Annotated in this window: 9 protein-coding genes, 1 tRNA gene and 2 rRNA genes; 10 read left to right on the top strand and 2 right to left on the bottom strand. The window is 53.8% G+C overall.

The window, feature by feature from the left end; translation table 11 throughout:
* Positions 1-195 precede the first annotated feature (195 nt).
* The 7 genes from kup (at position 196) to rbsR (ending at position 8,075) form a co-directional block, all read left to right on the top strand.
* Complete coding sequence (kup, locus tag ACMGGS_RS06275; protein WP_414165441.1) at positions 196-2,064, top strand: low affinity potassium transporter Kup; 1,869 nt, start codon at positions 196-198, stop codon at positions 2,062-2,064.
* A gap of 193 nt (positions 2,065-2,257) precedes the next feature.
* Positions 2,258-2,677 carry a D-ribose pyranase gene (gene rbsD, locus ACMGGS_RS06270; RefSeq protein WP_414165440.1) on the top strand — a complete coding sequence of 140 codons (420 nt, stop codon included), beginning with the start codon at positions 2,258-2,260 and terminating at the stop codon, positions 2,675-2,677.
* Between the two features lie 7 nt (positions 2,678-2,684).
* On the top strand, positions 2,685-4,190 hold the full coding sequence (rbsA, locus tag ACMGGS_RS06265) for a ribose ABC transporter ATP-binding protein RbsA (RefSeq protein ID WP_194207704.1): 1,506 nt from the start codon (positions 2,685-2,687) through the stop codon (positions 4,188-4,190).
* A 4-nt stretch (positions 4,191-4,194) separates the two neighbouring features.
* Entirely contained in the window at positions 4,195-5,160 is a 966-nt protein-coding gene (gene rbsC, locus ACMGGS_RS06260) for a ribose ABC transporter permease (RefSeq protein ID WP_176918567.1), read from the top strand.
* 26 nt (positions 5,161-5,186) lie between these two features.
* On the top strand, positions 5,187-6,077 hold the full coding sequence (gene rbsB, locus ACMGGS_RS06255; protein WP_103676202.1) for a ribose ABC transporter substrate-binding protein RbsB: 891 nt from the start codon (positions 5,187-5,189) through the stop codon (positions 6,075-6,077).
* Positions 6,078-6,143: 66 nt separating this feature from the next.
* The gene (rbsK, locus tag ACMGGS_RS06250; protein ID WP_414165439.1) at positions 6,144-7,073 is read left to right on the top strand and encodes a ribokinase; all 930 of its coding nucleotides are present in this window, start codon (positions 6,144-6,146) and stop codon (positions 7,071-7,073) included.
* 3 nt (positions 7,074-7,076) lie between these two features.
* A complete protein-coding gene (rbsR, locus tag ACMGGS_RS06245) occupies positions 7,077-8,075 on the top strand; it encodes a ribose operon transcriptional repressor RbsR (RefSeq protein ID WP_414165438.1) in 999 nt (332 codons plus the stop codon).
* On the opposite strand, the gene mdtD is transcribed toward rbsR, so the two are convergent.
* Complete coding sequence (gene mdtD, locus ACMGGS_RS06240; RefSeq protein WP_414165437.1) at positions 8,072-9,463, bottom strand: multidrug transporter subunit MdtD; 1,392 nt, start codon at positions 9,461-9,463, stop codon at positions 8,072-8,074. The two genes, rbsR and mdtD, sit on opposite strands and share 4 nt — an antisense overlap.
* Positions 9,464-9,465: 2 nt before the next feature.
* Positions 9,466-10,176 carry a FadR/GntR family transcriptional regulator gene (locus ACMGGS_RS06235; RefSeq protein ID WP_414165436.1) on the bottom strand — a complete coding sequence of 237 codons (711 nt, stop codon included), beginning with the start codon at positions 10,174-10,176 and terminating at the stop codon, positions 9,466-9,468.
* 476 nt (positions 10,177-10,652) lie between these two features.
* Between ACMGGS_RS06235 and ACMGGS_RS06230 the strand changes: the two genes are divergently transcribed.
* From ACMGGS_RS06230 to ACMGGS_RS06220, 3 genes are all read left to right on the top strand, one after another.
* A 16S ribosomal RNA gene (locus ACMGGS_RS06230) occupies positions 10,653-12,194 on the top strand.
* Positions 12,195-12,282: 88 nt separating this feature from the next.
* A tRNA-Glu gene (locus ACMGGS_RS06225) sits at positions 12,283-12,357 on the top strand.
* A 186-nt stretch (positions 12,358-12,543) separates the two neighbouring features.
* A 23S ribosomal RNA gene (locus ACMGGS_RS06220) occupies positions 12,544-15,450 on the top strand.
* Together the 16S and 23S rRNA genes with 1 tRNA gene alongside form the textbook arrangement of a ribosomal RNA operon.
* Positions 15,451-15,538 lie beyond the last annotated feature (88 nt).

The following is a 15,538-nucleotide window of genomic DNA, read 5'->3' as shown; positions in this document are numbered from 1 at the left end:
TTGCAGCGGTAAAATGCGAGTATAGCGTTTTCGTGTCAGGCCGGTAATAGACTGAACAACTGGTTCATTTTCTTTGCGCCAGGTTAACCTGAGTTCACTTAGGGGTACGATTTTGCCATTTATCATGCATACTGTGCGTTTTTTGTGGGCCAAGGGACTACGCGCACATTCCTTATTCCAACGTAAGATTTGTCTATGAGCACTGATAATAAGCAATCATTGTCTGCGATAACCCTCGCAGCCATTGGGGTTGTCTACGGTGATATCGGCACCAGCCCACTTTATACGCTGCGTGAGTGTCTTTCTGGCCAGTTTGGTTTTGGCGTAGAGCGCGACGCCGTGTTTGGTTTTTTGTCGCTGATTTTCTGGCTTCTGATTTTTGTCGTGTCGATTAAGTACCTGACTTTCGTCATGCGGGCGGACAATGCCGGTGAAGGCGGGATCCTGACGCTGATGTCGCTGGCGGGGCGCAATACCTCTGCCAGAATGACCTCGGTGCTGGTGATCATGGGACTGATTGGCGGCAGCTTCTTCTATGGGGAAGTGGTTATCACGCCTGCGATTTCGGTGATGTCGGCGATTGAAGGGCTGGAAATTGTCGCCCCGCAACTGGATACGTGGGTGGTGCCGCTCTCTATTATTGTTCTGACGCTGCTGTTTATGATTCAGAAACACGGTACCGGAATGGTGGGCAAGCTTTTTGCGCCCATTATGCTGATCTGGTTTCTGATTCTGGCGGTGCTCGGCCTGCGCAGCATCATTGCCAACCCGGATGTCCTGCATGCTCTGAATCCGATGTGGGCGGTCCATTTCTTCCTTGAGTATAAAACCATCTCATTTGTCGCCCTCGGCGCGGTAGTGCTTTCCATTACCGGCGTTGAAGCGTTGTATGCGGATATGGGCCATTTCGGCAAGCTGCCCATCCGGCTGGCATGGTTTTCGGTCGTGCTGCCATCGCTGGTGCTTAACTATTTCGGCCAGGGCGCGCTGTTGCTGCGCCATCCGGAAGCGATTAAAAACCCCTTCTTCCTGTTGGCACCGGACTGGGCGCTGATCCCGCTGCTGATTGTTGCCGCGCTGGCGACGGTTATCGCCTCGCAGGCGGTGATTTCCGGCGTCTTCTCGCTAACTCGTCAGGCGGTACGTCTGGGCTATCTGTCGCCGATGCGCATTATCCATACCTCTGAAATGGAGTCCGGGCAGATTTACATCCCGTTCGTAAACTGGCTGCTGTACGCCTCGGTGGTGATTGTTATCGTCAGCTTTGAACACTCCAGTAATCTGGCGGCGGCTTACGGTATTGCGGTGACCGGGACGATGGTCTTGACCTCTTTCCTCTCTACGACCGTGGCGCGTAAAAACTGGCACTGGAATAAGTTTCTTGTGGCTTTCATTCTCGTGGCATTCCTGTGCATTGATATCCCGCTGTTCTCAGCGAACCTGGATAAAATCGTCTCCGGCGGCTGGCTACCGCTTAGCCTGGGGCTGATTATGTTTACGGTCATGACCACCTGGAAAAGTGAACGTTTCCGCCTGCTGCGCCGTATGCACGAGCACGGCAATTCGCTGGAGGCGATGATCGCCTCATTAGAGAAATCGCCGCCGGTGCGGGTGCCGGGCACGGCGGTCTATATGTCCCGCGCGCTGAACGTAATCCCCTTTGCGTTGATGCACAACCTCAAACATAACAAGGTGCTGCACGAGCGCGTGATCCTGTTAACTCTGCGCACGGAAGATGCGCCTTACGTGCATAACGTGAAGCGAGTACAGATCGAGCAGCTTTCGCCGACCTTCTGGCGGGTAGTGGCGAGCTACGGCTGGCGCGAAACGCCGAATGTGGAAGAGGTCTTCCACCGCTGTGGTCTGGAAGGCTTAAGCTGCCGGATGATGGAAACCTCGTTCTTTATGTCGCACGAGTCGCTGATCATTGGCAAGCGGCCGCTCTATCTGCGGCTACGCGGCAAGCTCTTCCTGCTGCTCCAGCGCAATGCGCTGCGCGCGCCAGACCAGTTTGAGATCCCACCTAACCGGGTGATTGAGCTGGGGACGCAGGTCGAGATTTAACGTGTTGATTGTTCCGGGTGACGCGTTTGCTCACCCGGTGACTATTGTCTGTTTCCCGCAACAACTCCCTCTATATTTGCCTTAGCGAAACGTTTCGACAGCGATCACATTTCTGCAACGACACGATGGTTTTCTCATCGCCCGCCGCGCTACACTCCTTGTTAGCGAAACGTTTCGCTAGTGGAGCAAGAAAATGAAAAAAGGTACGGTGCTGAATTCTGCAATTTCATCGGCGATCTCCCTGCTGGGGCATACCGATACGCTGGTGGTCTGTGATGCGGGCTTACCCATCCCGGCCAGCACCGCGCGTATTGATATGGCATTAACCCAGGGTGTGCCTGGCTTTATGCAGGTCCTGGAGGTGGTTACCAGTGAAATGCAGGTTGAAGCGGCGATCCTCGCGACGGAAATTAAACAGCATAATCCGCAGCTCCACGAAACGTTGCTCAATCATATTGAACAACTGCAACAACACCAGGGAAACACCATAGAAGTCCATTACATCTCGCATGAGGACTTCAAAAAACAAACCGCAGACAGTCAGGCGGTCATTCGCAGCGGGGAGTGTTCCCCGTATGCGAATATTATTCTCTGTGCTGGCGTGACGTTCTGAGGCCATCATGGACGCATTACTGCAACTCAAAGGGATCGACAAAGCGTTCCCTGGCGTAAAAGCCCTCTCCGGCGCGGCGCTCAATGTTTACCCTGGCCGCGTGATGGCGCTGGTGGGGGAAAATGGCGCGGGCAAATCCACGATGATGAAAGTGCTGACCGGCATCTATACCCGCGATGCCGGATCGCTGCTGTGGCTGGGTCAGGAAACCACGTTTAACGGTCCGAAATCCTCGCAGGATGCGGGCATCGGTATTATCCATCAGGAATTGAACCTGATCCCGCAATTGAGTATCGCGGAAAATATCTTCCTCGGCCGTGAATTTGTTAACCGCTTTGGCAAAATCGACTGGAAAAGGATGTATGCCGAAGCGAACACCCTGCTGGCGAAGCTTAACCTGCGCTTTAAAAGCGACCGGCTGGTGGGCGAATTGTCGATTGGCGATCAGCAGATGGTTGAAATCGCCAAAGTGCTGAGCTTTGAATCGAAAGTCATCATTATGGATGAACCGACCGATGCGCTCACCGATACTGAAACAGAATCGCTGTTCCGCGTGATCCGCGAATTAAAAGCGCAGGGGCGCGGCATCGTCTATATCTCCCACCGTATGAAAGAGATCTTCGAAATTTGCGATGACGTTACCGTCTTTCGTGACGGGCAGTTCATCGCCGAGCGCGAAGTGGTTAGCCTGAGCGAAGATACGCTGATTGAGATGATGGTCGGGCGTAAACTGGAAGATCAGTATCCGCGCCTCGACAAAGCGCCGGGGGAAATTCTCCTGAAGGTCGATAACCTGTGCGGACCGGGGGTGAATGACGTGTCCTTTACCCTGCGCAAGGGCGAAATCCTTGGCGTGGCCGGGTTGATGGGCGCAGGCCGTACCGAATTAATGAAAGTGCTGTATGGCGCATTACCGCGCACCAGCGGTTACGTCACGCTGGGCGGACGTGAAGTGGTGACGCGCACGCCGCAGGACGGGCTGGCGAACGGCATCGTCTATATCTCCGAAGACCGCAAACGTGACGGTCTGGTGCTGGGCATGTCGGTAAAAGAAAACATGTCTCTCACCGCGCTGCGCTACTTTAGCCGGGCGGGCGGCGGCCTGAAGCATAAAGATGAGCAGCAGGCAGTGGGTGATTTTATCCGCCTGTTTAACGTCAAAACGCCATCAATGGAACAGGCCATCGGCCTGCTTTCCGGCGGTAATCAGCAGAAAGTGGCGATTGCCCGCGGCCTGATGACGCGGCCAAAAGTCCTGATTCTGGACGAGCCGACGCGCGGCGTGGATGTCGGTGCCAAGAAAGAGATTTATCAGCTCATCAACCAGTTTAAGGCTGAGGGCCTGAGCATCATTCTGGTCTCCTCCGAGATGCCAGAAGTCTTAGGGATGAGCGATCGCATTATTGTTATGCATGAAGGCCACAACGGCGGTGAGTTCACTCGCGAGCAGGCCACTCAGGAAGTGTTAATGGCTGCCGCCGTCGGCAAGCTTAATCGCGTGAATCAGGAGTAATACAATGACTACCCAGACTGTTTCTGGACGCCGTTATTTCACCAAAGCATGGTTGATGGAGCAAAAATCGCTGATCGCTCTGCTGGTGCTGATCGCGATTGTCTCCACCATGAGTCCGAACTTTTTTACCGTCAATAACCTGTTCAACATTCTTCAACAAACCTCGGTTAACGCCATCATGGCGGTAGGGATGACGCTGGTGATCCTGACGTCAGGTATCGACTTGTCCGTTGGCTCCCTGATGGCGCTCACCGGCGCGGTGGCAGCGTCAATTGTCGGGGTAGAAGTCAACGCGCTGGTGGCGGTTGCCGCCTCGCTGGCGTTAGGCGCGGCTATTGGTGCTGTTACTGGCGTAATCGTGGCAAAAGGGCGTGTACAGGCATTTATCGCCACCCTGGTGATGATGCTTCTTCTTCGCGGCGTAACGATGGTGTACACCAACGGCAGCCCGGTAAATACCGGCTTTACCGATAACGCCGATCTGTTTGGCTGGTTCGGCATCGGTCGTCCGCTGGGAGTACCGACGCCGGTGTGGATTATGGGAATCGTCTTCCTCGCCGCGTGGTACATGCTGCACCACACGCGTCTGGGCCGCTATATCTATGCGCTGGGTGGTAACGAGGCGGCAACGCGTCTGTCCGGCATTAGCGTTAATAAAATCAAAGTTATCGTCTATTCATTAAGCGGCCTGCTGGCGTCGCTGGCGGGGATTATTGAAGTCGCGCGTCTTTCTTCAGCGCAACCAACCGCAGGCACCGGCTATGAACTGGATGCTATCGCGGCGGTGGTACTGGGCGGGACAAGCCTGGCGGGCGGTAAAGGTCGCATAGTTGGGACGTTGATCGGCGCATTAATTCTCGGCTTCCTGAATAATGGCCTGAATTTGTTAGGTGTTTCCTCCTATTACCAGATGATCGTTAAAGCGGTGGTGATTTTGCTGGCGGTGCTGGTAGACAACAAAAAGCAGTAATAACGACACTACAGGACATCTTAAATATGAACATGAAAAAACTGGCTACTCTGGTTTCTGCTGTTGCACTGAGTGCTACGGTCAGCGCGAACGCAATGGCGAAAGACACCATTGCGCTGGTGGTTTCCACGCTCAATAACCCGTTCTTCGTTTCCCTGAAGGATGGCGCACAAAAAGAAGCGGATAAACTGGGCTACAACCTGGTGGTGCTGGATTCGCAGAATAACCCGGCGAAAGAGCTGGCGAACGTTCAGGATTTAACGGTACGCGGCACCAAAATCTTGCTGATCAACCCGACCGATTCTGATGCGGTGGGTAACGCCGTGAAGATGGCGAATCAGGCAAATATCCCGGTGATTACGCTGGACCGTCAAGCCTCGAAAGGCGATGTAGTCAGCCATATCGCGTCTGATAACGTGCTGGGCGGCAAAATTGCTGGCGACTACATCGCCAAAAAAGCGGGCGAAGGCGCGAAAGTGATTGAGCTTCAGGGCATTGCCGGGACTTCCGCCGCGCGTGAACGTGGTGAAGGCTTCCAGCAGGCGGTAGCGGCTCACAAATTTAACGTGCTGGCCAGCCAGCCGGCAGATTTCGACCGTACTAAGGGGCTGAACGTGATGCAGAACCTGCTCACGGCCCACCCTGACGTTAAAGCCGTGTTCGCCCAGAACGACGAAATGGCGCTGGGCGCGCTGCGCGCGCTGCAAACTGCCGGTAAATCCGATGTGATGGTAGTCGGATTTGACGGTACGCCGGATGGCGAAAAAGCGGTAAACGATGGCAAACTGGCCGCGACGATTGCTCAGTTACCGGAGCAGATTGGCGCGAAAGGCGTCGAAACGGCTGACAAAGTGCTGAAAGGCGAGAAAGTTCAGGCGAAATACCCGGTTGATCTGAAACTGGTTATCAAACAGTAATTTTAAAAAGAAAAGCAGGGCACGCGCCACCGGTTCCGGTGGCGCACTTAAAGGGACACTCTGGATATGAAAAACGCAGGCCATCTCGTCGTTCTCGGCAGCATCAATGCCGATCACATTCTTAATCTCAACGCTTTCCCGGCACCCGGTGAAACCGTTACCGGCAATCAGTATCAAGTTGCGTTTGGCGGTAAGGGCGCGAACCAGGCGGTAGCAGCCGGGCGTAGCGGTGCCAGCATCGCGTTTATCGCCTGTACCGGCGATGATGACACGGGTGAGCGTATCCGTAAGCAGCTGGTAAGCGATAATATCGATGTCGAGCCAGTCAGCACTATCGCGGGCGAATCTACCGGTGTGGCGCTGATCTTCGTTAACGGCGAAGGCGAGAATGTGATCGGGATTCATGCGGGTGCCAACGCTGCCCTTTCTCCTGTACTGGTCGAGGCGCAGCGGGAGCGCATTGCTCAGGCTTCGGCGCTGTTAATGCAACTGGAGTCGCCGATTGAGAGCGTGCTGGCGGCAGCGAAAATTGCCCATCAGCATCAAACCAGAGTTGCGCTGAATCCCGCGCCCGCGCGGGAGTTGCCGGATGAACTGCTGACGCTGGTAGATATTATTACGCCGAACGAAACCGAAGCGGAGAAGCTAACCGGGATCGCGGTTAAAAATGATGACGATGCGGCGAAAGCGGCGCAGGCGCTACATAATAAAGGTATCAAAACGGTCATTATTACGCTGGGCAGTCGTGGCGTCTGGGCCAGCGTAGAAGGTAAAGGTCAGCGTGTCCCCGGCTTCAAAGTCGAGGCGGTCGATACCATCGCGGCAGGCGACACCTTTAACGGTGCGCTGATCACGGCACTGCTGGAAGAAAAACCGCTGGCGGACGCGATCCGTTTTGCCCACGCGGCGGCGGCGATCGCGGTCACCCGAAAAGGTGCGCAGCCGTCGGTACCGTGGCGTGAAGAGATTGACCTGTTTTTACGTCAGCAGGGGTAAACATTGGCTACCATGAAGGACGTTGCCCGCCTGGCGGGCGTTTCCACCTCAACGGTGTCTCACGTCATTAATAAAGATCGCTTTGTCAGCGAGGCCATCACTGACAAAGTGGCTGCCGCCATTAAAACCCTCAACTATGCGCCTTCCGCGCTGGCGCGCAGCCTCAAACTGAATCAGACCCGGACTATCGGAATGCTGATTACCGCCAGTACCAACCCGTTTTACTCCGAGCTGGTGCGTGGCGTAGAGCGCAGCTGTTTTGAACGCGGCTACAGCCTGGTACTGTGTAATACCGAAGGCGACGAGCAGCGGATGAATCAGAATCTTGAAACGCTGATGCAAAAACGCGTCGATGGACTGCTGTTGCTGTGTACCGAAACGCATCAGCCCTCACAAGAAATTATGCAGCGTTATCCTTCCGTTCCTACCGTAATGATGGACTGGGCACCCTTCGATGGTGACAGCGATCTGATTCAGGATAACTCGTTGCTGGGCGGCGATTTAGCGACGCAGCATTTGATCGACCAGGGCTATACGCGAATTGGCTGCCTGACGGGGCCACTGGATAAAACGCCTGCTCGTCTGCGTCTTGAGGGATATCGCAAAGCCATGCACCGGGCGGGTCTTGCCATACCTGATGGATACGAAATTACCGGCAATTTTGAGTTTGGTGGTGGTTTTGCCGCAATGCAGCAGTTGCTTGCACATCCTGTTCCGCCTGAGGCAGTTTTTGCCGGCAATGATGCGATGGCCGTGGGGGCTTATCAGGCGCTTTATCAGGCGGGCAAGCGTATTCCTGAGGATATGGGGATCGTGGGATATGATGATATTGAACTGGCGCGCTATATGACCCCGCCGCTGACCACCATTCATCAACCAAAAGATGAACTGGGCGAGCTGGCCATTGATGTGCTTATTCATCGAATGGCGCAGCCCGATCAGCAACAGCAGCGGGTTCAACTGACGCCGGAGCTGGTGGTTCGCGGCTCGACACGCGGTTAATGACGTTCTTTTATCAGGTTCCGTCCGTCTTTCGGCCGTAGCAGCATAAACACCGCGGCGGAGAGCACCGTTAATGCGCCCATCGTAATAAAGGTATAGTGGAATTGCTCCACGGTATTCGCGTTATCAAAACCTTCATAAAATCGCAGTACCGCCGCGCTAATGGCAACCCCCAGACTGATCGATAATTGCTGGGTCACTGCCAGCATACTATTGCCGCTGCTGGCGTTTTCATCGGTCAGGTCAGCCAGCGTGATGGTATTCATTGAGGTAAACTGCGTCGACATGGCCATTCCCAGAATAAATAGCGGGATGAGCATCAACCAGATGGGATAAGCAGGTGATTGCAGCGAGAACTGCGCAATCATCAGCCCGATAAACACGGTAATCCCAACCAGCGTGCGGCGATAGCCCAGCCGACGAAGCACCTGAGTCACCATTGATTTCGCCAGGATAGAACCGATTGCGGTCGGGGCCATCATGCAACCGGCAATCAGCGCCGGATAGCCGAAGCCGACTTGCAACATCAACGGCATCAGAAAGGGAACGCAGCCGGTTCCCAGACGCGTTGCCAGATTTCCGACGATACCCACGGAAAAGGTTCTGGTTTTAAACATTGGCAGGGCAATAAGCGGATTCGGATGACGGCGGGCATGGCGAATATAGCCCAGCAGTAAAATGATGCTCAACGCGATAATAGCCAGCGCAATCCATGTTGCTACGATTTTTTCGCCAAACAATTCCATCCCACTGGAGAAAAGGACCAGTCCAAGACCAAAAAGCAGGAAGCCACTCATATCGAAGCCGCGACGGGGCGTCGTGAAGTTCGGCATATATTTGCGTGCGTATAACAGCCCCGCGATGCCAATGGGAATATTAATCAGGAAGATCCAGTGCCAGCTTGCCCACGTTACCAGTACACCACCGAGCAACGGACCGAGAATCGGCCCGACCAGGCCAGGCATGGTCACAAAGTTGAGTACCGGTAATAGTTCGCTGCGGGGATAGGCGCGTAATAATGCCAGGCGGGCAACCGGCATCATCATCGCGCCGCCAATTCCCTGGATCACACGGAAAATCACCAGCGCCATGAGCGAGCCGGAAAGTGCGCAAGCCAGAGAACCGAGCGTAAACAGGCTGACCGCCGTCATAAAGACCAGGCGAGTCCCGAAACGATCCGCCAGCCATCCGCTGACCGGAATCAGCATGGCGACCGTCAGGGTATAGCTGATAATGGCCGATTGCATGGCTAAAGGGGAACGATCAAGACTTTGTGCGATGGCGGGAAGAGCGGTATTCAGTATGGTGGCATCCAGCGCCTGCATAAAAAAAGCCATTGCCGCAATCCATGGCAAACCGGCCATGCTGATCCCTTTTTTCTTCGTCATGCTTACTCCTTCGTTCCTGACAAGTGATCCGGCGTGTTTAATAGTGCCTGACAGGCCGCCAGCGCCCGATGACCATCACTATCCTGAATGGCATCAACGATAGCCTGATGTAAATCGAGTTTGATCACTTCATTGTGCGTAATAGAGGTAAAGTAAATATGGTAGACCGACTGAAACAAGGTGGCGAAAGAGGTCAGAAAAGGATTACCGCTCATCTTATAGATATGTTCATGCCAGGCCATGTCCACCTCTATCCAGCGATCGCGCTGAAAATACTGCTTAAGGCAGACCATCTCCTCCATTAAAGTATTCAACTGTGCTTTTTGCTCAGCGCTTCCATGCGTTGCTGCCAGCAGGCAGGCTTGTGGCTCCAGGCTGCTGCGCATAATAAGGAAGTGTTGTACCACGTCCTGAAAGTTATCTTCGGTCATCCACCATGAGAGCAGTTCTTTATCCAGGAAGTTCCAGTCGCTTTGCGGCATAACGCGCGTGCCGATGCGCGGGCGGGGCAAAACCATTCCTTTTGCTGTCAGGGTTTTTATCGCCTCTCGCACGGCGGTACGACTAACGCCATATTGCTCGCCCAGTTCTATTTCACCGGGCAGGATGCTCTCCGGGGCATAAACACCCTGCAAGATTTTCTGCGCCAGTTTCTCGGCCAGCACATATGAAAGGTTCTTTTGAGCAGCCAGCTGCTGTGCGCTTAGCTTCATAAATGCCGTTCCTTAATTTTTTTCACGCGTTCTAGTATGCCATTTGTGGCTGGCGTCGGTGGTAAAAACAGCATTTGAAGGATTATCTGGCGTATCAGGCAGCAATTTGGTGAAAAAAAGCGCGCTTAGTAAATTATTTTAAATTTATGCTTGTCAGCCCGGAATAACTCCCTATAATGCGCCTCCACTGACACGGAACAACGGATTACATGCCGCCGGGTCAGCAGGCTCCTCCGGGAATGCCGACAGAGAATAGCGAAAATAAACGCTTGACTCTGAATGAGGAAAACGTATTATACGGGACCTCGCGACACAGCGCTAAAGCGCGTCGCAACTGCTCTTTAACAATTTATCAGACAATCTGTGTGGGCACTCGAAGATACGGATTCTTAATGCCGAAAGGCAAAAATGAATACCAAGTCTCAAGAGTGAACACGTAATTCATTACGAAGTTTAATTCTTTGAGCATCAAACTTAAATTGAAGAGTTTGATCATGGCTCAGATTGAACGCTGGCGGCAGGCCTAACACATGCAAGTCGAACGGTAACAGGAAGCAGCTTGCTGCTTTGCTGACGAGTGGCGGACGGGTGAGTAATGTCTGGGAAACTGCCTGATGGAGGGGGATAACTACTGGAAACGGTAGCTAATACCGCATAACGTCTTCGGACCAAAGAGGGGGACCTTCGGGCCTCTTGCCATCGGATGTGCCCAGATGGGATTAGCTTGTTGGTGGGGTAACGGCTCACCAAGGCGACGATCCCTAGCTGGTCTGAGAGGATGACCAGCCACACTGGAACTGAGACACGGTCCAGACTCCTACGGGAGGCAGCAGTGGGGAATATTGCACAATGGGCGCAAGCCTGATGCAGCCATGCCGCGTGTATGAAGAAGGCCTTCGGGTTGTAAAGTACTTTCAGCGGGGAGGAAGGCGATAAGGTTAATAACCTTGTCGATTGACGTTACCCGCAGAAGAAGCACCGGCTAACTCCGTGCCAGCAGCCGCGGTAATACGGAGGGTGCAAGCGTTAATCGGAATTACTGGGCGTAAAGCGCACGCAGGCGGCGTGTCAAGTCGGATGTGAAATCCCCGGGCTCAACCCGGGAACTGCATTCGAAACTGGCATGCTAGAGTCTTGTAGAGGGGGGTAGAATTCCAGGTGTAGCGGTGAAATGCGTAGAGATCTGGAGGAATACCGGTGGCGAAGGCGGCCCCCTGGACAAAGACTGACGCTCAGGTGCGAAAGCGTGGGGAGCAAACAGGATTAGATACCCTGGTAGTCCACGCCGTAAACGATGTCGACTTGGAGGTTGTGCCCTTGAGGCGTGGCTTCCGGAGCTAACGCGTTAAGTCGACCGCCTGGGGAGTACGGCCGCAAGGTTAAAACTCAAATGAATTGACGGGGGCCCGCACAAGCGGTGGAGCATGTGGTTTAATTCGATGCAACGCGAAGAACCTTACCTGGTCTTGACATCCACAGAACCTGGCAGAGATGCCGGGGTGCCTTCGGGAACTGTGAGACAGGTGCTGCATGGCTGTCGTCAGCTCGTGTTGTGAAATGTTGGGTTAAGTCCCGCAACGAGCGCAACCCTTATCCTTTGTTGCCAGCGGTCCGGCCGGGAACTCAAAGGAGACTGCCAGTGATAAACTGGAGGAAGGTGGGGATGACGTCAAGTCATCATGGCCCTTACGACCAGGGCTACACACGTGCTACAATGGCATATACAAAGAGAAGCGACCTCGCGAGAGCAAGCGGACCTCATAAAGTATGTCGTAGTCCGGATCGGAGTCTGCAACTCGACTCCGTGAAGTCGGAATCGCTAGTAATCGTGGATCAGAATGCCACGGTGAATACGTTCCCGGGCCTTGTACACACCGCCCGTCACACCATGGGAGTGGGTTGCAAAAGAAGTAGGTAGCTTAACCTCCGGGAGGGCGCTTACCACTTTGTGATTCATGACTGGGGTGAAGTCGTAACAAGGTAACCGTAGGGGAACCTGCGGTTGGATCACCTCCTTACCTTAAAGAACCTGCCTTTGTAGTGCTCACACAGATTGTCTGATGAAAAAGTAACGAGCAAGACGGCTGCGAAGTCGTGACACTCCGTGTCCCCTTCGTCTAGCGGTTAGGACTCCGCCCTTTCACGGCGGCAACAGGGGTTCGAATCCCCTAGGGGACGCCACTTGCTGGCTGTGGGTGAAAGGCACAACCAAACGTATCTCAAAACTGACTGTATCAGTCACGTTTGAGATATTTGCTCTTTAAAAATCTGGATCAAGCTGAAAATTGAAAAACACTGAACAACGCGAGTTGTTCGTGGGTCTCTCAAATTTTCGCAACACTGAAGTGAAACATCTTCGGGTTGTGAGGTTAAGCGACTAAGCGTACACGGTGGATGCCCTGGCAGTCAGAGGCGATGAAGGGCGTGCTAATCTGCGATAAGCGCCGGTAAGGTGATATGAACCGTTATAACCGGCGATACCCGAATGGGGAAACCCAGTGTGACTCGTCACACTATCATGTCATGAATACATAGTGGCATGAGGCGAACCGGGGGAACTGAAACATCTAAGTACCCCGAGGAAAAGAAATCAACCGAGATTCCCCCAGTAGCGGCGAGCGAACGGGGAGGAGCCCGGAGTCTGAATCAGCATGCGTGTTAGTGGAACGGTCTGGAAAGTCCGGCGGTACAGGGTGATAGTCCCGTACACCAAAATGCACATGCTGTGAACTCGAAGAGTAGGGCGGGACACGTGGTATCCTGTCTGAATATGGGGGGACCATCCTCCAAGGCTAAATACTCCTGACTGACCGATAGTGAACCAGTACCGTGAGGGAAAGGCGAAAAGAACCCCGGCGAGGGGAGTGAAAAAGAACCTGAAACCGTGTACGTACAAGCAGTGGGAGCCTCTTTTATGGGGTGACTGCGTACCTTTTGTATAATGGGTCAGCGACTTATATTCTGTAGCAAGGTTAACCGTATAGGGGAGCCGGAGGGAAACCGAGTCTTAACCGGGCGTTAAGTTGCAGGGTATAGACCCGAAACCCGGTGATCTAGCCATGGGCAGGTTGAAGGTTGGGTAACACTAACTGGAGGACCGAACCGACTAATGTTGAAAAATTAGCGGATGACCTGTGGCTGGGGGTGAAAGGCCAATCAAACCGGGAGATAGCTGGTTCTCCCCGAAAGCTATTTAGGTAGCGCCTCGTGAACTCATCTTCGGGGGTAGAGCACTGTTTCGGCCAGGGGGTCATCCCGACTTACCGATCCGATGCAAACTGCGAATACCGAAGAATGTTATCACGGGAGACACACGGCGGGTGCTAACGTCCGTCGTGAAGAGGGAAACAACCCAGACCGCCAGCTAAGGTCCCAAAGTCATGGTTAAGTGGGAAACGATGTGGGAAGGCCCAGACAGCCAGGATGTTGGCTTAGAAGCAGCCATCATTTAAAGAAAGCGTAATAGCTCACTGGTCGAGTCGGCCTGCGCGGAAGATGTAACGGGGCTAAACCATGCACCGAAGCTGCGGCAGCGACGCTTATGCGTTGTTGGGTAGGGGAGCGTTCTGTAAGCCGTTGAAGGTGGCCTGTGAGGGCTGCTGGAGGTATCAGAAGTGCGAATGCTGACATAAGTAACGATAATGCGGGTGAAAAACCCGCACGCCGGAAGACCAAGGGTTCCTGTCCAACGTTAATCGGGGCAGGGTGAGTCGACCCCTAAGGCGAGGCCGAAAGGCGTAGTCGATGGGAAACGGGTTAATATTCCCGTACTTGGTGTTACTGCGAAGGGGGGACGGAGAAGGCTATGTCGGCCGGGCGACGGTTGTCCCGGTTTAAGCGTGAAGGTGGGTGTTCCAGGTAAATCCGGAACGCTGTTAACACTGAGGCGTGATGACGAGGCACCACGGTGCTGAAGTGACAAATGCCCTGCTTCCAGGAAAAGCCTCTAAGCATCAGGTAACACGAAATCGTACCCCAAACCGACACAGGTGGTCAGGTAGAGAATACCAAGGCGCTTGAGAGAACCCGGGTGAAGGAACTAGGCAAAATGGTGCCGTAACTTCGGGAGAAGGCACGCTGGTGCGTAGGTGAAGTCACTTGCTGATGGAGCTGAAACCAGTCGAAGATACCAGCTGGCTGCAACTGTTTATTAAAAACACAGCACTGTGCAAACACGAAAGTGGACGTATACGGTGTGACGCCTGCCCGGTGCCGGAAGGTTAATTGATGGGGTTATCGCAAGAGAAGCTCCTGATCGAAGCCCCGGTAAACGGCGGCCGTAACTATAACGGTCCTAAGGTAGCGAAATTCCTTGTCGGGTAAGTTCCGACCTGCACGAATGGCGTAATGATGGCCAGGCTGTCTCCACCCGGGACTCAGTGAAATTGAACTCGCTGTGAAGATGCAGTGTACCCGCGGCAAGACGGAAAGACCCCGTGAACCTTTACTATAGCTTGACACTGAACATTGAGCCTTGATGTGTAGGATAGGTGGGAGGCTTTGAAGCGTGGACGCCAGTCTGCGTGGAGCCGACCTTGAAATACCACCCTTTAATGTTTGATGTTCTAACCTGGCGCCATAATCTGGCGTGGGGACAGTGTCTGGTGGGTAGTTTGACTGGGGCGGTCTCCTCCTAAAGCGTAACGGAGGAGCACGAAGGTCAGCTAATCCTGGTCGGACATCAGGAGGTTAGTGCAATGGCATAAGCTGGCTTGACTGCGAGCGTGACGGCGCGAGCAGGTGCGAAAGCAGGTCATAGTGATCCGGTGGTTCTGAATGGAAGGGCCATCGCTCAACGGATAAAAGGTACTCCGGGGATAACAGGCTGATACCGCCCAAGAGTTCATATCGACGGCGGTGTTTGGCACCTCGATGTCGGCTCATCACATCCTGGGGCTGAAGTAGGTCCCAAGGGTATGGCTGTTCGCCATTTAAAGTGGTACGCGAGCTGGGTTTAGAACGTCGTGAGACAGTTCGGTCCCTATCTGCCGTGGGCGCTGGAAGACTGAGGGGGGCTGCTCCTAGTACGAGAGGACCGGAGTGGACGCATCACTGGTGTTCGGGTTGTCATGCCAATGGCACTGCCCGGTAGCTAAATGCGGAAGAGATAAGTGCTGAAAGCATCTAAGCACGAAACTTGCCCCGAGATGAGTCTTCCCTGAGACTACAAGTCTCCTGAAGGAACGTTAAAGACGATGACGTTGATAGGCCGGGTGTGTAAGCGCAGCGATGCGTTGAGCTAACCGGTACTAATGAACCGTGAGGCTTAACCTTACAACGCCGAAGCTGTTTTGGCGGATTTGAGAGAATATTTTCAGCCTGATTACAGATTAATCAGTGTGCAGCCTGCACCCTGATAAAC

The organism is Superficieibacter sp. BNK-5, assembly GCF_047456055.1.
In the GTDB taxonomy this organism is placed as follows: domain Bacteria; phylum Pseudomonadota; class Gammaproteobacteria; order Enterobacterales; family Enterobacteriaceae; genus Superficieibacter.
Note: the sequence above shows the minus strand (reverse complement) of the source record. Positions and strands in the feature narration are given on the sequence as shown.

Coding starts and splice junctions, on each gene's coding strand:
- rbsK (WP_414165439.1), top strand. CDS start 6,144: ATGAAAAACGCAGGCCATCTCGTCGTTCTCGGCAGCATCAATGCCGAT.
- kup (WP_414165441.1), top strand. CDS start 196: ATGAGCACTGATAATAAGCAATCATTGTCTGCGATAACCCTCGCAGCC.
- rbsB (WP_103676202.1), top strand. CDS start 5,187: ATGAACATGAAAAAACTGGCTACTCTGGTTTCTGCTGTTGCACTGAGT.
- rbsD (WP_414165440.1), top strand. CDS start 2,258: ATGAAAAAAGGTACGGTGCTGAATTCTGCAATTTCATCGGCGATCTCC.
- ACMGGS_RS06235 (WP_414165436.1), bottom strand. CDS start 10,176: ATGAAGCTAAGCGCACAGCAGCTGGCTGCTCAAAAGAACCTTTCATAT.
- rbsC (WP_176918567.1), top strand. CDS start 4,195: ATGACTACCCAGACTGTTTCTGGACGCCGTTATTTCACCAAAGCATGG.
- mdtD (WP_414165437.1), bottom strand. CDS start 9,463: ATGACGAAGAAAAAAGGGATCAGCATGGCCGGTTTGCCATGGATTGCG.
- rbsA (WP_194207704.1), top strand. CDS start 2,685: ATGGACGCATTACTGCAACTCAAAGGGATCGACAAAGCGTTCCCTGGC.